Here is a 17,589-nt window from a genome sequence, read left to right as displayed (position 1 = left end):
CAACGACGAGACGGCGCAGCCCTGAGGCACAATCGGCACCATGACGACCCCGCCCCCCGACGCCAAAGACCTGATCTACCGCTCACCCATGGGCCTCATCGGCGGCGTCCTGCTGCTCGGCATCGCCCTCTGGCTCGGCATCGACGCCCTCGCGTCCGGCCACGGCCGCACGCCGTGGCTGGCACTCGCGGGCCTGATCCTCGTCGTACCGGTGGTCGCGGCCTTCACGCTGCGCCCCGCGGTGTTCGCGGGCCAGGACCGGCTGCGCGTGCGCAACCCGTTCAGGGTCGTCGTGCTGCCGTGGGGAGAGATCGCCTCGCTGCGGTCGGGGTTCTCGAACGAGGTGGTCACGAAGTCCGGCGCCAAGTTCCAGCTGTGGGCGGTCCCCGTCTCGCTGCGCGCCCGCAAGAAGGCGTCGCGGCGCGAGGCACGGGCCGCGGCGGAGGCGGCGGGCGCGCAGCGCGGCAGGTCGGGCGGCCTGGGCTTCGGCGGCGGGCTCGGCGGGTTCGGCGGCGGGATGGGAGCCGGCAGTGCCATGCGGGGCGGCGCCGTGCCGGGCGGGTCCACGCGGGCGGAGTCCGACCAGATCATGGCCGATCTGCGCGAGCTGCTGGAGAACCGGGAGCAGGCGGAGTCGGCGCAGGGTGAGGTCACGGTGCGCTGGGCGTACGAGGTGATCGCGCCGGCGGTCGCGGGGGCCGTACTCCTGGCGATCCTGCTGGCGACGGGCTGACCGGACGGGCATTCCCCGCACTCGCACCCCCCGTTCTCGCATCTCCCCACCCCACCCCTCTGGGATGTCATGACCACGAACGTCCAAGAGCCCGCGCTGCTGCCCGCCTCCGCGATACCCGACGGGTGCGTCGACTGGAACGGCGAGCACGCGCGCGCGTGGGCCGGTGCGGTGGTGCCGTGGTGGGTGCCGGTACGGCCGCGCCGCTGGGCTGTCGAACTGGCCGTCTGGTGCGCCGTGTTGGCCGCCTTCGGCCTGCTGGCGGCGACGGATCTGCCTCCGGAGCTGATCGCGCTGCTGCCGCTCCAGGTCGTCTGGTGGCTGTGGCGCCCCGAGGCCGTACGACTCTCCGCCGCCGTCCTGGTCGTCGTGGTGGCGGTGCGGGGGAGCGGGCTGTCGTGGCCGGTCCTGGTGTGCGCCGCCCTGCTGGTCCTGGCCTCCGTGACGGCCACCGAACTACGGGCACGCGCGCGTGGTCGCCAGCGGCGGAGCGCCCTGGCCGCGACCGACGGGGTCACGGCGGTACCGCCGGACCCGGACGGTCCGATGCGGCGGGGCGGGCTGTTCCTCAAGTCCGGGGCCGTGCTGGCCGTACCCGGTGTCGTCCTGCTCGCCGGCTCCGGCCTGTGGCACTCGGCGGACGACCGCCGACTGGCGCTCGCGGAGGGCCTGTTCACGCTCGGCCTGGCCCTCACCCTGCTCCTCTCCGGCACCCTCGGCAGGCGCCGGGCAATCGCCCTGCGCACCGCACCCGCACCCGTACTGCGCGTCCTCGTCGGCAAGGACGACCACGAGGACGCCGTGATCTACGCGACGGACGACACGGAGGCGCTACGGCCGCTGTTCACGGTCGCGACGAGGGCGGCACGCGACGACGAGGGGGAAGACGAGGGGGAAGGGGACGACAAGGACGACGAGGCGGTGCGGGGGGAGCTGGAGGAACTCCTTGACGCGGCCGCGGCCGCCGGTCCAGCCCCCTTGCGCGAGGCCGTCCTCTACGGCACTCCCTACGACGGCGCCGAGATCCTGCTGCTCACCGCGCCGGAGAAGCCCGATGAGCCGCCGGTGGCGCAGTGGTCGACCGGGCCCGTACGACCGATGCCGGAGGGCACCGTGCGGCGGCGGCTCGCCCGGGAGGAGCGGGCGGCGGTCCGGAAGGCCCTGGACGAGGAGCTCGCCGCGACCGTGCGGGCCGGGATCACCGTGGTGCCGGTGCGGCGCTGGCGGGCGGGGCCGGTGGACTGGCTGGCCACCTTCCTGGTGGTGCAGTGGGCCGCCTGGGTCCTCTGGGTCGTGGCCGACCCGGGCCCCTGGGACGGGACCGTGCTGTTCCTCGGTGGTCTCGCCGGCGCCACCCTCGTCCCCCGGAAACTGCGCTGGCGCATCACCGCCGACCGCACCGGCATCTGGCTGAACGGTCTGCGCCGACCGCGTCACGTCCCCTGGGCCGACCTCCGCTCGGCCCGCCGTGAAGCGATCGAGCTGCAGCTGCGGATGCGCGACGGCGACCACTGGGACGTCTCCGCCCCTCGCTGGCCCTGGCTGCAACGCAAACGCCAACTCACCCACCCCTACGACGCGTTGGCCGCCGAACTCTCCGCCATGATCGCCGACCCCGCCCTGCGCCCCACGGGCGAGAGCGACGAGAAGGACCGCGGGCGCCCGCTGTGGCCGTTCGCCGCGGTCCTCGGTATCGCCTGGATCGCGCTGCTCGTCACCCGGTGGCTGTCCTGACCGCTGTGCGGGGCGGTGCCCCCATGCCGACGCTTCCATCCCCCTATTGGCAACGTTGTCCAGAGTGCGAGGTGAGCGCTTTCCCTGTGCCTGTCCTAGGGGTTACCTAGGGGATACTTCGACATGAAGCGTGTGCCCGGCAGTCACTTTTGTCTCGTGCCGTTCATCTCCGTCTCAGTAGATTGCTGATGCCGTCCATAGCGCCGTACCTGCGGGTTTTACTCATCAATGGGCGGCTAGGGGTGGGGACATGGAGCGGTCCGGCGAGGCGGCAAGACCTGTCGTCGCGGTGATGGGCATGAGATGTCAGATCGACATCGACGGCCGGGGCGGGTTCGGCTGGCGGCTGGTCGCCCCCAACGGGCGGTCGGTGGCGGTGTCGTTGACCTCGCACGACAGCCATGAACGATGTCGTACGGCCTTCGTGAGGCTGTGTTCGCGGCATGCCGAGATGGGCGGTGGCATCCAGCACAGCACCGCGGGCGGCGGCTGGGTGTGGGTGGTGTGGGAGACGTCCGGGCGGCATCTCGCCGGGGCGGCGCGGACGTACGAACGGCATGCCACCTGTCGTGCCGCCTACGACCGCTTCCGCGCGATGCTGCCCGAACTGGTGGGTGCGGGACCGGAGTTATTCGGGGACAGCTGACCTGTCCGTCGCCTCACTGTTCTTCGATTCTTTGATTCCGTCGCCTGACTGTTCTTCAACTAATACCGCACCGCGCCGAGTTGCCCATGGTGCGCGCGTGCCGGGCGCAACGGATGTTGCCCCCAGGGAACCTCTCGTTCACACCTCGGGGCGAGCATGTCAATCGTGGGCCCGGAGTGTCGGGATCGTGCCTCCGCCGCTACGAAACCCACAGCCGCAGCCCGTGACCGCTCTCGCGGCCGGGCCCGACGACGACACACCGAGACGCCTGTACGCCGACCCGGGTCTGCCCGACCGGATCTTCCGCGTAGTGCTGCGTTCCGGCGGCACCTTCGTGCTGGCCGTCATGCTGCTCGTGGGCGGCTTCCTGCTCTACCGGGCGTGGCTGGCGCTGGACAAGGCCGGCTGGTCGTTCCTGACCACCGCCCAATGGGCCCCGGACCAGGGCAACTTCGGCATCGCGGCCGTGCTCGTCGGGACCGTGCTGATCGCGATCGTGGCCGTCCTGGTCGCCGTACCGCTGGCCACCGGCGCGGCCCTGTACATCTCGGAGTACGCGCCTGCCCGGCTGCGCCGGACCCTGATCAGCACCGTCGACCTGATGGCCGCCGTACCGTCCGTGGTCTACGGCCTGTGGGGGGTGTTCTTCCTCCAGGACAAGGTGCTGCCGGTCGCCCGCTGGATCTCCACGTACTTCGGCTGGATCCCGGTCTTCGACGTGCGGGGCGCCGACCCGGCCGACCCGCTGGCGCCCGAGAGTCTCTACACGTCCTCGACGTTCATCGCGGGACTGGTCGTCGGCATGATGATCGCGCCGATCGTCTGCTCGATCATGCGCGAGGTCTTCTCCCAGGCCCCCGCCGGTGAGCGCGAGGGTGCCTACGCGCTCGGCGCGACCCGCTGGGGCATGATCCGCAGCGTCGTCCTGCCCTTCGGGCGCGGCGGGATGATCGGCGGCACCATGCTCGGGCTCGGCCGGGCGCTCGGCGAGACCATCGCCATCTTCATGATCATCTCGGTGACCTTCGACATCCAGTGGCACGTCCTGCAGTCCGGGACCAGTTCGATCGCCTCGCTGATCGCGCTGCACTACGGCGAGGCCAGCGAGTTCGGCATGTCCGCGCTGATGGCGGCCGGTTTCGCGCTGTTCCTCATGACGCTGATCGTCAACTTCGCCGCCTCCTCCATCGTCGCCCGCTCGCGCTCGGGCGCGACGAGCGACGCCTGACGGCGGCCACCTCCCATGCCAACTCCCCGGCGCCCGCAGCCCCTTGCGCCATACAGGAATGAGCGACCATGACCGTTGCCCCTGAAGCGCCCGGCGCGCGTCAGGCGACCGGCCGCCCGCGCACCACGCTGCCGGGCCTCTCGCGCGCCGCCGTGCCGGGCGGAGAGCGCCGCCGCGCCCTGACCCGGCTGCGCGCCACCGACCTGTACGCCGTCGTCGGCGCCGCCGCCTCCGCGCTGTCGCTGACCTGGCTGCTGTTCGCCTGGCTGCTCCCCTTCAACGGCGCGGTCGGCTTCGTCGTTCTGGCCTACGGCCTCTTCCTGCTGATCTACGCCCTGCTGGTCTCCTTCGACGAGGACGGGCCCGCCGTCGTCGACCGCATCGCGGCGGCGGTCGTCCGGTCGATGGGCGTGCTGCTGGTCGTGATCCTCGCGTTCGTCGTCGTGTACGCGCTCGTCGAGGGCCGCAAGGCGCTGACGCACCTGAACTTCTTCACCCAGGACATGCACCTGGCGGGACCGCTGGAGCCGCTCAGTGTGGGCGGGGCGATGCACGCGGCGATCGGCACCCTCATCATGATCACCATCGCGCTGCTGATCACCGTGCCGGCCGGACTGATCTGCGCGGTGTTCCTCACCGAAGTGCCCGGCGGATACGCCCGGTTCGTGCGCACCATCGTCGAGGCGATGACCGCGCTGCCGTCGATCGTCGCAGGCCTGTTCATCTACGCCACCGTGATCCTGGGCCTCGGTCTGGGCCAGTCCGGGCTCGCCGCCGGACTCGCGCTCTCGGTGATGATGCTGCCGATCATCATCCGGGCCGCCGACGTCGTCATCCGGCTGGTGCCCGGCACCCTGCGCGAGGCCAGCTACGCGATGGGGACCAGCCGTTGGCGCACGGTGTGGCACGTCGTCCTGCCGACCTGCCGCTCGGGCCTGACCACCGCCGTGATCCTCGGCACCGCGCGCGGCATCGGCGAGACCTCCCCGGTGCTGCTGACCTCGGGCTACACCAACGACCTCAACCTCAATCCGCTGCACGACCCGATGGTCTCGCTGCCCCTGGTCACCTTCGAGTTCGTCAAGTCGCCCGAGCCGAACATGATTTCGCGCGGTTTCGGGACGGCGGCCCTGCTGATGACGCTCGTGCTGCTGCTGTTCGTGGCCGCGCGCATTATCGGCGGCCGTGGACCGGGCCAATTGACGCGCCGTCAGGAACACCGGCGCGTCCTCGCGTCCCAGCGTGACGCGCGTCGCTTCGCCGGGCGCCCGGCCGCCTCCGCCGCCACCCCTCCGTCGAGCCCGAGCCCCAACGCCCTTACCGACAACGGGAGTTCGTCGTGAAACCCGCCACTCGTCTCCGTCTGGCGGCCACCGTGCTGTCACTGCTGTGCGCTGTCCTCGCAGCCCAACCGCCGTCCGCAGCGGCCGCCTCCTACGCGAAGATCACCGGCTCCGGTTCGACCTGGTCCTCCAACGCGGTCCAGCAGTGGGTCCGCAACGTCAAGGCCAACTACGGCATGACGGTGAACTTCTCGGCCAACGGCTCCTCGCAGGGCCGCCAGCAGTTCAAGAACAACACCGTCGACTTCGCGGTCTCCGAGATCCCCTACGGCCTCGAGGAGCAGGGCGTCACCGAGGTCCCGCCGAGCCGCGGCTACGCCTACATGCCGATCGTGGCCGGCGGTACGGCGTTCATGTACAACCTCAAGATCAACGGCAAGATGGTCACCAACCTGCGCCTGTCCGGGGACGTACTCACCAAGATCTTCACCGGCAAGATCACACGCTGGAACGACCCCGCGATCGCCGCCGACAACCCGGGTCTGACCATGCCGGCCCGCGCGATCGTCCCGGTCGTCCGCTCCGACGGCTCGGGCACCAGCGCGCAGTTCACCACCTGGATGTCCAAGCAGTACCCCGCCCTGTGGAGCGACTACTGCTCCCGCACCGGGCGCGGCAGCGGCAACTGCGGCATGACCTCGTTCTACCCGCTGCTCAGCGGTTCCACGATGGTCTCCAAGTCGGGCTCGCTCGGCGTCTCCGGCCATGTCCGCCAGCCCTCCGGCGAGGGCGCGATCACCTACGTCGAGTACTCCTACGCCAAGAACACCGGCTTCCCGGTGGCCAAGGTGCTCAACAAGGACAACTACTACGTCGAGCCGACCGCGGCGAGCGTGGCGGTGGCCCTGACCAAGGCCGAGATCAACCAGAACAAGCAGTCCTCGAACTACCTGACGCAGATCCTCGACGGGGTCTACACCAACGCGGACGCCCGCACCTACCCGCTCTCCAGCTACAGCTACATGATCCTGCCGACGAAGGTGGAGGCGGGCTTCACCACGGCCAAGGGCAACTCGCTTGGCACGTTCGCCCGTTACTTCCTGTGCGACGGGCAGCAGCAGGCGGACGACCTGGGCTACTCGCCGCTGCCGAAGAACCTCGTAGAGGCGGGCTTCGAGCAGATCCGCCGGGTGCCGGGCGCGCCCACGAGCACCATCAACATCAACGACTGCCGCAACCCCACCTTCTCCGGCGGCGTCAACACCCTGATCAAGAACGCCCCTTACCCCAAGGCCTGCGACAAGAAGGGGTCGACGCAGTGCACCACCGGCACGGCCGGCGCGGCGGGCACCGACACCCCGGTGAAGCCCGCCGCCAACGGCGGTAGTACCTCGGGCGGCTCCAACTCGTCGTCCGGCGGCTCGACTTCGGGCGGTTCCTCCGCCACGGGCGGCACCGGCGGCACGGACACGAACGGCGACGGCACGCCCGACGCCACCGCGAGCGCCGCGGCCGGCGGCACCTCCGGGGCGTCGATCGACCCCGACACCGGTGAGGTCGTCAGCGGCGACGGGACCGGTACCGGCACCGGCGACACGTCGGTCGTCGCCAACCCCGTGGCCCTCGCCTCCGACAACGGCCTCGGGATGCGCGGCGCCCTGATGGCGCTGTCGGCCGTACTGCTGCTCGCGGTGGTCGTCGGACCACCGCTCACCGCGCGGACGCTGGCGGCCCGTTCGCGCCGCAGGAGGGAGTTCTGATGAGACGCCTGACGGTACGGGTGTCGGTCGGCCGGCGGCGGACGGCCGCGGGCGTGGGCTGCCTGGTGTCCGCCCTGGCGCTCGCGGTGCTGCCGCTGCCCCGGGGAGCGGACCGGGCACAGGCCGCGACCACCGAGAGTTCCGCGGTGACCGAGAGCGGGGCGAAGGGGGTGTACGGCGACGACTTCTCGAAGCTCGAGGTCACCGTGCACCAGACGAAGGACCTGACCGGACAGGGCGTGCGGGTGACCTGGACGGGCGGGGAGCCGTCCACCAACGGCGAGACGAACTTCCTTTCGGTCATGCAGTGCTGGGGGGACGCGGCATCCGGTCCCGACCGTACGCAGTGCGAGTTCGGGCTGGCGGCGGGCGGGCAGAAGGGGGACGGCCGGGCCGTGTTCCAGGGCGGCATCTCGGCCGGCGACCCGCTGGAGACCGACTCCTCGACACCCGTCGACGGCAACGGCAGCCACTACGTCCCGTTCCGGCCGGTCGAGGGGCAGGGGGACGCGACCGGCAGCAGCACGGACACCACGTACTTCACCGACGGGGACACCAACGCCGTCCCGTTCATGCCGAACGACGGGGACGGCGGCGGCGACATGTCGTTCGAGCTGAAGTCCGCCGTGGAACAACCCGCGTTGGGCTGCGGCGCCCGCACCACCTCGGCCGGCCAGGTCCAGCCGTGCTGGCTGGTGGTGGTGCCCCACGGCGTCCACGACCCCAACGGGCAGACACACAGCGGGGGCAGCCAGGTCGCCTCCTCGCTCAGCCGGTCGAACTGGGACCAGCGCATCGTGTTCCGGCTCGGCTTCGCGCCGGTCACGGACAACTGCGACGCGGACAAACCCGAGCGCGGAATCATGGGTTCCGAACTGGCCACCGACGTCGTCACCTCGTGGCAGAGCGCGCTGTGCAGGACCGGGACCTACCGGTTCAACTACACCCAGTCCGGCGAGCAGCAGGCGCGGGACGCCGTGACCTCGGGCGACTCGGAGGCGGGGCTCGCCATGACGGTGGATCCCGTCGAGCCGGTCGACGGGGCGCCCCAGGTGGTGCACGCGCCGGTCGCGGTCACCGGGCTGACGATCGGCTTCGTCTGGATGTACGACGCGACGGGCGGCAGCCGGCCGCTGACGCAGCTCAGACTCAACCAGAGACTGCTGGCCAAGGTGCTCACCCAGTCCTACCCCCTCAGCCTGGTCAAGCCGGGCGACAAGGTGCCCGACGGCGTCGCAGGCAACCCGGACTCCCTCGTCAAGGACCCCGAGTTCCTCGCGCTCAATCCCGGTCTCGCGGGCCAGGCGGCCGGCAACGCCCCCCTGGGCCTGGCCGTGACCCAGGCCAACACCGACTCCGCCCGCCTGGTGTGGAAATACATTCTGGCGAACACCGACGCGCGGGAGTTCATCGCAGGGAAAGCGGATCCCTGGGGAATGAAGGTCAACCCCGCGTACGCGGACGGGGTGATCTCGAATTCCCTGGACTTCTTCCCCAAGACGGATATCACGCCCACGACGACCGACTGCGGGGGCGGCAACACCACCACCATCACCTACACCGGGATGGACGTGGTCCCCTATGTCAACGACATGCACGACGGGGCACTGAAGGTACGCCGTGGTGACATCGGCACCGCCTATCAGTGCGCGCTCAGCGACAACGTGCCGAAACTGACCCCGCTGGGCCGGCCGATCCCGACGAACCAGCGCCAGTTCGGCCTGGTCGACAACGCGTCCGCGGTGCGCTACCTGCTGGGCGCCGCCGCCCTCCCGAACGCCGCCGGGCAGTACGTCGAGCCGACCGACGCGTCGCTGCTCAAGGCGGTCGCAGAGATGCCCGACTCGGACGTGGCCGGCGTCAAGGCGCCCGACCCCGGCACGATGAAGGACGGCGCCTATCCGCTGACCGCCGTGGTCTACGCGGCCGCCTCCCTCGACCAGGCGAAGGACGCCCGGCTCGACTACGCCAAGGTGATGCGCTACGCGGCCGGCGACGGCCAGATCCAGGGCACCGCGAAGGGCCAACTCCCGTACGGATACGCCCCGTTGCCCACGGCGCTGCGTACACAGGCGAAGGAGGCGGCGGACCGGTTGGAGAAGGGCGTACCGGCCGCCGACGAGTCGTCCAGCGGCACGTCCGGAGGCGGCGACGACCTGAGCGGCACCGGCAGCGGCGGCTCGGCGGCCGGCGGCGCGGACGGCTCCACCGGCGGTGTCACCGGCACCGGTTCCACCGGTACGTCGGGCGCCACCGCCGACGCCTCGGACACCGCCCGGCCCTCCACCGCCCCGACCGGGACCGACCCGGCGAAGCAGAACGTGGCCCAGTCCGGCGGCTACACCCCGTCGGAGGTGCTCGGGATCGTCCGCTGGGTGCTCCTCGGTGTCCTCGTCGCCGGCGGCCTGGCCGCCCTCGCGGGCCCGGTCATGCTGCGCCTCTCCGCGCGCCGAGAGGCGGCCGGCGGCTGAGCAATTCGAGATATCCGGATTCCCGGGGTGAATGAGCGCCCCGGGAAATCCGCACACCGCCGAGTGAATTCCCTTGGAGTCACTTAGGAAAGGGAGTCGTAACCTGATGACCGGCTGGAATTGGTGGCCCCGGGACGCGACTCTACGGAATTGTTCTGCGTGGCCGGCCGACGGGCCGGCGGCGAAAGAAATCCGGATTCTGCTTGTACGTCTTCCGCTTGTACGTCCTTTGCTCGATCCGTTTCCACGGAGGAGAACCCAAGTGAACGTCAAGTCCCGCCTGCGTATCGGTGCCGGTGTCGGTGCGGTCGCCCTGGGCCTCGGTGCCCTGGCCGCCCCCGCCTACGCGGACCCCAGCTCGGCCACCGACTACCGTCAGCTCGCCGGTGTCGGCTCCGACACGACCCAGGACGTCGTGAACGCCCTGGGCGACGCGATCACGAACTCCAGCGGCAAGGTCATCGCCTCCTGGAACGCCACCGGCACGACCACGGTCAAGACCAAGGCGACCGGCTGTGAGATCGCCCGTCCCGACGGCTCCGGCGCCGGCATCACGGCCCTCAACACCGCCCTCGACGGCTCCACCGGCTGTGTGGACTTCGCCCGCTCCTCGCGCGGCCCGAACAACACCACCACCACGGACCTGACCTTCATCCCGTACGCGAAGGACGCGGTGTCCTGGGTCAAGCAGGACGGCAGCGCGCTGCCCGACAACCTGACGACCGCCCAGCTCAAGGCGATCTACGAGTGCACCCTGACCTCGCTCAACGGGGTCACGCTCACCCCGATCCTGCCGCAGTCGGCGTCGGGCACCCGCGCCTTCTTCCTCAGCTCCATCGGGGTGACGACCCCCGGCTCCTGCGTCACGTCGAACTCCACGATCCAGGAGAACGACGGCTCGGCGATCGACAGCGCCGGCGACATCTTCCCGTACTCGGTGGCCCAGTACACGGCCCAGGAGAGCTTCGTCGTGGACGACCGCCGCGGCGACGCCGTGCTCGGCTCCGTCAACGGAGTGGGCGCGCGCAACGACGACCTGACGCTGAACCTGAGCTTCCCCTACCTGCGCAACGTCTACAACGTCGTCCCGACCGCCAAGCTGTCGGACTCCCTGATCGCGGCCACCTTCGTGGGCACCGGCTCGGCGGTGTGCCAGAACACCTCCGTCATCACCACCTACGGCTTCGGCGCCCTCGGCAGCGACTGCGGCAGCACGGCCCTCAAGGGCGAGAGCTGATCACCGTCCAGTAGCCGCGCACCGGCCGGGCACCCACGGGGTGCCCGGCCCTGTCGGCGTATTCATCCACGACCCGAACCCCGTGGGGGGACCACCACATGACTCACCGTCTCGCTCAACTCAGATCACCGGTAGCGCTGTTGACCTGCTGCGCGCTGCTGTTCGCCGCGCTGGCCGGGGTCCTCGCCTTCTCGGGTCGGGCCAGCGCGGCCACCGACCTCGGCAAGCTCACGGTCGCCCCGGCCACGGGGAACATCGCCGACATCCCCATGACCACGTCCGTCACCACGAGCTCCGGCTGCAACGCGACCACCGCGCAGACCGTCGTGCTCCGGCTGGTGAACCCGACGACCCCGACCTCGTCCCTGCCGCTCGCCCAGTCGTCGACGAAGACCGGTGTCGGCGCGGACCCGTTCACCGTGGCCCTCCAGGCGACCGCGGCCAAGCCGAGCCTGCAGTCGGTGCTGACCTCGTCGGGGGTCTCCGCCCCCTACGACGGCACGTACACGGTGATCCTGACCTGCGGCACCAGCGCCACCGCCGACCGCTTCCTCGCCAAGATCCGGGTCACGGGCACCATCTGGACCCTGCTCGAACAGCAGGCGACGACCCTCGCCGTGAGCGCGCCCTTCGGTGTCTCCGTGGGCGGCGACCTCAAGCTCACCGCGACGGTGACGCCCGCCTCGGCAGCCGGATCGGTCGAGTTCAAGAACGGTGACACCTCGCTCGGTACCGCGCAGGCCACGAACGGCACGGCCGAACTCACCCTCAAGGCGCCCGCGATCGGCGGCCCCCTGCCGTTCAGCGCCGTGTTCACTCCCACCGATGCCGACGCCTACTCCGGCGCCGAGGCCACGGGAAGCGCGGACATCGGCTACGTCGTCTCCGCCAAGGACGCCGACGGCAACGCCCTCGCGGCCAATCCAACGCTGGCCATCGGCCAGAAGGTGAAGGTCACCGTCAAGGGCTTCACTCCGGCGGCCGCCGCCCACGTGACCCTCAGCGGCTCCACCGCGACCTACCCCGACGTGACCGTGAACGCCGACGGGGCCGTCGCGGACTACGCGTTCACCGTGCCCGACCAACTGCCCAACGGTGACCACGCCCTTCAGTTCTCCGAGAAGACGGGCGTCTACGCCTCCCTGCCGTTCGTCAGCACCGACGCGGCCACCTCCAGCCCCAGCCCCACCGTCACCGAGAACCCCGACCTCACGGTGACCGACGAGGACGGCAACGACCTCGGCACGAATCCCGCCCTCGACGCCGGCCAGAAGGTGAAGATCACCGCCCGCGGCTACACCGCGAGCGCCACGGTCAAGGTCACCCTCGCCGACAGCGACGCGACCTTCGCGGACGCCACGGCCAACTCCGCCGGAACCGTGGACAGTTACGCGTTCACCGTGCCGAGCGACATCGCGGACGGCGACCACACGCTGACGCTGGCCGAGGACAAGACGGACGGGCACAGCGTCGCCTTCGCCTTCACGACCGGCAGCGACGACTCCAGCGACTCGCCCTCGCCCAGCGCGTCCGACACGGAGTCCGGCGCCACGCCCACCGACGGTTCCACCAGCGGCGGTTCGGACACGGGCGGCACCACCGGCGGCGACAGCGGCACCGGTACGGGCACCGGCTCCATGGCGGCCACCGGCACCCAGATCGGCGCCATCGGCCTGGCCTCCCTCGCGTTCCTCGCCGCCGGTTCGGCGCTCGTGCTCCACATGCGCCGCAAGGGTCTGCTGACCTTCGGCAACGGCGACACCCCGCAGCACCGCTGACCGCCCGGGTGGTCCGGGGGCGCACGCCGACGCGCCCCCGGACCCGCCCGACCGCCGTACGAGAGACGCCGTGCACAGCGGCGTCGTACGAGAGACGTCGTACGAAGGAAACCGTCCCGCTTCGAGGAGCGCACCCCGTGACCACGCTCGCCCCGCCCCCGGCCGACGCGTCGGCGCCGACCGACGGCCCCCCGGACCCGCCACCACCCCCGCCGACCACCCAGCCGCGGCAGGAGACCCCGCGGCCCCCCGCCCGCCCCGGGCTCGCGCTCGCCGGGGCGGTCCTGTGCGTCCTGGCCGCCGTGCTCCTCGGCTTCGCCGCGAACCTCACCGTCGTCGGCCACCTCCAGCACGCCCGGGACCAGCGGACGGCCTACGACGAACTGCGCAAGGAACTCGCCCTGGGCACCGCACCCGTGGGCCAACGCGACTACGAGGGAAGGATGTTGAAGCCGGGCGCGCCCGTCGCGCTGCTGCGCGTTCCCGTCCTCGGCATCGAGGAGGTCGTCGCCGAGGGCACCACCTCCGAGGTGCTGATGTCGGGGCCGGGCCACCGCCGGGACACCCCGCTGCCCGGCCAGGCCGGCACCTCGGTGGTCATGGGCCGCCAGTGGGGATACGGCAGCCCCTTCCTCAACCTGCACAACCTGCCCGTCGGCGCCCGCGTCGAGCTGACCACCGGCCAGACCAAGGCCGTCTACGAGGTCACCGGCATCCGCCGCGCGGGCGACCCGCTGCCCGCCCCCATCGGCCAGGGACAGGGCCGGCTCACCCTGATCACCGCCACCGGCGCCCCCTACACACCGAGCGGTGTGCTGCGGGTCGACGCCAAGCTGATCACCCCCGTGCAGGCCAACCCGCCGCGCGGACTGCGCCCCGGCTGGATCGCGGCCTCCGAGGAGGCACTCGGCGGCGACGACGGCGCCTGGCTCCGCGTCTTCCTGTGGTCCCAGGGCCTGTTGCTCGCCGCCCTGCTCGCGGTGGTCGCCCACCGGGTCTGGGGCCGCTGGCAGACCTGGATCTGCGCGGGCCCCCTGCTGCTGGCCCTGGGCCTCGCCGACTCCGGAGCGATCGTCGCCCTGCTGCCGAACCTGCTCTGAACCACCCGAACCACCCGACCGCGTACGGGAGTTGACCACACCACCATGTCCACCGACCTCACCGGGAACGCCCCTTCGGACGCGAACCCCGACCTCACCGACACGCTCCTCCAGCCGCCCGTCGCCAGCACCGGGCAGGGCCCCGCGAGCCTGCGCGCCGACTCCGTCTCCGCCTGGTTCGCCGACCACAAGGTCCTCGACCGGGTCTCGCTCACCATGCCCGCCCGCGAGGTCACCGCGCTCATCGGCCCCTCCGGCTGCGGCAAGTCGACCTTCCTGCGCATCCTCAACCGCATGCACGAACTGATCGGCTCCGCCTCACTGGCCGGCCGGGTCCTCCTCGACGACGAGGACATCTACGACCGCGGCCGCCGCATCACCCACGCCCGCCGCCAGATCGGCATGGTCTTCCAGAAACCGAACCCCTTCCCCAGCATGTCGATCTACGACAACGTCCTCGCCGGCCTCAAACTCAACGCCATCAGGGCGAGCCGCGACGGCAAGGACGACCTGGTCGAGGAGTGCCTGATCAAGGCGGGCCTGTGGAAGGAGGTCAAGGACCGCCTCCGCCAGCCCGGCGGCGCCCTCTCCGGCGGACAGCAGCAACGCCTGTGCATCGCACGGTCGTTGGCGGTACGACCCCGGGTGCTGCTCATGGACGAACCCTGCTCGGCGCTCGACCCGACCTCCACCCGGCGCATCGAGGAGACCATCGCCGAGCTCAAGTCCGAGGTGACCATCGTCATCGTCACCCACAACATGCAGCAGGCCGCCCGCGTCTCGGACAGCTGCGCCTTCTTCCTCGCCTCGCAGAACACCCCGGGTGTCATCGTCGAACACGGCGACACCCAGGCGATGTTCAACTCGCCCCAGGACGAACGGACTTCGGACTACGTGAACGGACGGTTCGGATGACGCGGTGGCCGGGCGCGAATGCGGGTGCGGCTGTGTGCGTGCTGGCGGTCCTGCTCCTCGCCGGCTGCGGGGCCGGGGTGCGGGTCACGCACACCGCGGCCGGATCGCCGACCACGGCGAGATCCGCTCCGGCTGCTGCTCCCACGCCTTCGGTGCCGCGATCGGTCGTGACCGCCCCGACGGCCTCCCCGGCCGCTCCGCCGCGCCGGGCACCGGCATCAGCCCCGGCCCGTCCCTCTCCGAGCGCCTCGGACGGCCGGGTGCCCGGCCCGGACCTGTCCCGGCCGGTACCCGTCGCCCCGCCCCGCCGCACCCGGTCCGCCGCGCCGACCACCGACACGGCGACGACCGGGCGCCCCACGTCCACCACGATCCGTATCGGCGACTGGTCCTCGACGGTCGTCCGGGGCGACCAGGCGGAGGTCGACGCCTGCCGCAACGCCGTGCAGTGGACGGGCCCCAACATCGGCACCGAGGACGGCTACGAACTGCGCACGGTGGTGATCGTCGGCCACGACTACTGCGGCTTCGACCGGTTCGCCACCCTCGGCGTCGGCACCAAGGTCACGATCAGCACCCCGCGCGGCACCTGGAGATACACGGTCTACGCCCACTACGTCACCCCGGGCCGTGGCGTCCCGGCCGCCGGCCTCTACTGGGGCGACCTCACCCTCCAGTCCTGCGTGGGACCGGACACGGGGTTCAGTTACCTGGTGCGTGACTGAACCCCGTGCACGGGCCGAGCGCGGACGGCGGCCCGCCGGTGCAAAGGGGGCTGGCGGGGCGCCTTCCTGCGGATGTCCCCAAGGGGGGTATGGAGTACATCCGAACTGCCGTTCAAGGATGGGGTGAGGGTGGTGGAAGAGGGCGGCCGGGGAGCATGCGACAGCCCAACTCCCGGTGAATCGCCCAACTCCCGATCACTCAGGGCCCCTTGGCCCGCCCGTTCAGATACCGGCCGCCGCCGACAGGTCCCGCTTGATCGTCGCGAGCGTCTCGGCCGCCCGCGCACGGGCCGCCGGAAGATCGGCGTGCGCGGCGACCGGGACCACGACCTCCAGGTAGCACTTCAGTTTGGGCTCGGTGCCGCTGGGCCGGACGATGACGCGGGCACCGTCGAGCGTGTAGCGCAGGCCGTCGGTGGGCGGCAGCTTGTCCGTGCCCTCGGTCAGGTCCTCGGCCTTGGTGACGGCGAGCCCCGCGAGCGCGGTCGGAGGGCGCTCGCGCAACCGCCGCATGGCATCGGCGATGACGGCCAAGTCCTCGACCCGCACCGACAGTTGATCGGTGGCGTGCAGACCGTGCTCCACGGCGAGATCGTCGAGGAGGTCGAGCAGATCGCGCCCCCCCTCCTTCAGCTCGGACGCCAGCTCGGTGATGAGCAGGGCGGCGGTGATGCCGTCCTTGTCGCGCACGCCGTCGGGGTCGACGCAGTAGCCGAGGGCTTCCTCATAGCCGTAGCGAAGCCCCTCCACCCGGGCGATCCACTTGAAGCCGGTGAGGGTCTCCTCGTAGGGCAGACCCGCCTTCTCGGCGATACGGCCGAGGAGGGACGAGGAGACGATCGACTCGGCGAAGGTGCCCCGGGCGCCGCGCCGCACGAGGTGCGCGGCGAGGAGCGAACCGACCTCGTCGCCGCGCAGCATCCGCCAGTCGCCGTCAGCCTTCACGGCCACGGCGCAGCGGTCGGCGTCGGGGTCGTTGGCGATGATCAGGTCGGGGTCCGTGGCGCGGGCCCGCGCGAAGGCGAGGTCCATCGCGCCGGGCTCCTCCGGGTTGGGGAACGCGACGGTCGGGAAGTCCGGGTCGGGCTCGGCCTGTTCGGCGACGAGCACCGGCTCGGGGAAGCCGGCCCGGGCGAACGCGGCCAGCAGCACGTCCTTGCCGACGCCGTGCATCGCCGTGTAGACGGTGCGGGCGGTGCGGGGGGAGTCCGGGGCGAGGACGGCGTCCGTGCGGGCGAGGTAGGCGTCCAGGACGCTGTCGTCGAGGGTTTCCCAGCCGGTGTCCGGACGGGCCACGTCGTGCAGGGAGTCGACGGCCTCGATCTCGGCGGCGATCTCCGCGTCGGCCGGCGGCACGATCTGGGAGCCGTCGCCGAGGTAGACCTTGTAACCGTTGTCCCGGGGCGGGTTGTGGCTCGCGGTGACCTCCACGCCGGCGACCGCGCCCAAGTGCCTTATGGCGAAGGCGAGTACGGGGGTGGGGAGGGGGTGGGGGAGCACGGCCGCCTTGAGCCCCGCGCCGACCATCACGGCGGCGGTGTCGCGGGCGAAGTCCGCGGACTTGTGCCGGGCGTCGTAGCCGATGACGACGACTCCGTCGGTCGCGCCGTGCTGCTTGAGGTACGCGGCGAGACCGGCGGCGGCCCGGATGACGACCGAGCGGTTCATGCGCATGGGCCCGGCGCCGAGTTCGCCCCGGAGACCGGCGGTGCCGAACTGCAGGGTGCCGCGGAAGCGCTCCGCGAGCTCCGTGACGTCCCCGGCGTCGATGAGCTTGCCGAGCTCCTCACGCGTGTCCGCGTCGGGATCCTCGCCGAGCCAGGTCCTGGCCCGTGCGATGAGTTCGTCGTCGTGCACGTCCGGTCAGCCTTTCGTGGGGTGATGGGTCGGATTTTTTTGGTTCCGGCTCCGGAGACGGCCTGTCGTGTCCGCTTCCCGGCTCCGGAGCCGGCCTGCTTCTACCTCAACCTCTCGACCCA

General features: G+C 71.3%; 13 protein-coding genes. 12 read left to right on the top strand and 1 reads right to left on the bottom strand.

Annotation, left to right across the window (positions count from 1 at the left end; genetic code table 11):
- Positions 1 to 40: 40 nt before the first annotated feature.
- From OO70_RS34170 to OO70_RS54805, 12 genes are all read left to right on the top strand, one after another.
- Positions 41 to 733, top strand: coding sequence for a PH domain-containing protein (locus tag OO70_RS34170; RefSeq protein ID WP_043679935.1), 693 nt, complete (start codon positions 41 to 43; stop codon positions 731 to 733).
- A 69-nt stretch (positions 734 to 802) separates the two neighbouring features.
- Positions 803 to 2,467, top strand: a complete 1,665-nt coding sequence (locus tag OO70_RS34165) for a hypothetical protein (protein WP_043679934.1) — start codon at positions 803 to 805, stop codon at positions 2,465 to 2,467.
- A gap of 250 nt (positions 2,468 to 2,717) precedes the next feature.
- Entirely contained in the window at positions 2,718 to 3,113 is a 396-nt protein-coding gene (locus OO70_RS54810; RefSeq protein WP_158711552.1) for a hypothetical protein, read from the top strand.
- 223 nt (positions 3,114 to 3,336) lie between these two features.
- On the top strand, positions 3,337 to 4,341 hold the full coding sequence (pstC, locus tag OO70_RS34155) for a phosphate ABC transporter permease subunit PstC (protein ID WP_043679932.1): 1,005 nt from the start codon (positions 3,337 to 3,339) through the stop codon (positions 4,339 to 4,341).
- Between the two features lie 68 nt (positions 4,342 to 4,409).
- Positions 4,410 to 5,684: a phosphate ABC transporter permease PstA gene (gene pstA / locus OO70_RS34150; protein WP_051741892.1), complete on the top strand. Its 1,275-nt coding sequence runs from the start codon at positions 4,410 to 4,412 to the stop codon at positions 5,682 to 5,684.
- Entirely contained in the window at positions 5,681 to 7,384 is a 1,704-nt protein-coding gene (pstS, locus tag OO70_RS34145) for a phosphate ABC transporter substrate-binding protein PstS (RefSeq protein WP_106971814.1), read from the top strand. The genes pstA and pstS overlap by 4 nt, the downstream gene beginning before the upstream one ends.
- Positions 7,384 to 9,855, top strand: a complete 2,472-nt coding sequence (locus OO70_RS34140) for a hypothetical protein (RefSeq protein WP_043679931.1) — start codon at positions 7,384 to 7,386, stop codon at positions 9,853 to 9,855. The genes pstS and OO70_RS34140 overlap by 1 nt, the downstream gene beginning before the upstream one ends.
- Before the next feature lie 262 nt (positions 9,856 to 10,117).
- Positions 10,118 to 11,092 (top strand): substrate-binding domain-containing protein, encoded by a 975-nt coding sequence (locus OO70_RS34135; protein WP_051741890.1) that lies wholly within the window; start codon positions 10,118 to 10,120, stop codon positions 11,090 to 11,092.
- Between the two features lie 98 nt (positions 11,093 to 11,190).
- Positions 11,191 to 12,870, top strand: a complete 1,680-nt coding sequence (locus OO70_RS34130) for a hypothetical protein (RefSeq protein WP_158711551.1) — start codon at positions 11,191 to 11,193, stop codon at positions 12,868 to 12,870.
- Between the two features lie 137 nt (positions 12,871 to 13,007).
- Positions 13,008 to 13,970 (top strand): sortase, encoded by a 963-nt coding sequence (locus OO70_RS34125; protein WP_051741888.1) that lies wholly within the window; start codon positions 13,008 to 13,010, stop codon positions 13,968 to 13,970.
- Positions 13,971 to 14,015: 45 nt separating this feature from the next.
- Positions 14,016 to 14,885, top strand: coding sequence for a phosphate ABC transporter ATP-binding protein (locus tag OO70_RS34120; protein ID WP_043679929.1), 870 nt, complete (start codon positions 14,016 to 14,018; stop codon positions 14,883 to 14,885).
- Positions 14,882 to 15,610, top strand: a complete 729-nt coding sequence (locus tag OO70_RS54805; protein ID WP_158711550.1) for a sortase family protein — start codon at positions 14,882 to 14,884, stop codon at positions 15,608 to 15,610. Before OO70_RS34120 ends, OO70_RS54805 begins: the two co-directional genes overlap by 4 nt.
- Positions 15,611 to 15,832: 222 nt before the next feature.
- Here the strand turns inward: OO70_RS54805 and OO70_RS34110 are convergent, their stop codons facing one another.
- Positions 15,833 to 17,467, bottom strand: coding sequence for a phospho-sugar mutase (locus OO70_RS34110; RefSeq protein WP_043679927.1), 1,635 nt, complete (start codon positions 17,465 to 17,467; stop codon positions 15,833 to 15,835).
- Positions 17,468 to 17,589 lie beyond the last annotated feature (122 nt).

Origin of the sequence: Streptomyces xylophagus, assembly GCF_000716435.1 — a bacterium.
GTDB classification, from domain to species: Bacteria; Actinomycetota; Actinomycetes; order Streptomycetales; family Streptomycetaceae; genus Streptomyces; species Streptomyces xylophagus.
This window is presented reverse-complemented; position numbering and strand designations above follow the sequence as displayed.

Coding starts and splice junctions, on each gene's coding strand:
- OO70_RS34130 (WP_158711551.1), top strand. CDS start 11,191: ATGACTCACCGTCTCGCTCAACTCAGATCACCGGTAGCGCTGTTGACC.
- OO70_RS34165 (WP_043679934.1), top strand. CDS start 803: ATGACCACGAACGTCCAAGAGCCCGCGCTGCTGCCCGCCTCCGCGATA.
- OO70_RS34140 (WP_043679931.1), top strand. CDS start 7,384: ATGAGACGCCTGACGGTACGGGTGTCGGTCGGCCGGCGGCGGACGGCC.
- OO70_RS34170 (WP_043679935.1), top strand. CDS start 41: ATGACGACCCCGCCCCCCGACGCCAAAGACCTGATCTACCGCTCACCC.
- pstA (WP_051741892.1), top strand. CDS start 4,410: ATGACCGTTGCCCCTGAAGCGCCCGGCGCGCGTCAGGCGACCGGCCGC.
- OO70_RS54810 (WP_158711552.1), top strand. CDS start 2,718: ATGGAGCGGTCCGGCGAGGCGGCAAGACCTGTCGTCGCGGTGATGGGC.
- OO70_RS34120 (WP_043679929.1), top strand. CDS start 14,016: ATGTCCACCGACCTCACCGGGAACGCCCCTTCGGACGCGAACCCCGAC.
- OO70_RS54805 (WP_158711550.1), top strand. CDS start 14,882: ATGACGCGGTGGCCGGGCGCGAATGCGGGTGCGGCTGTGTGCGTGCTG.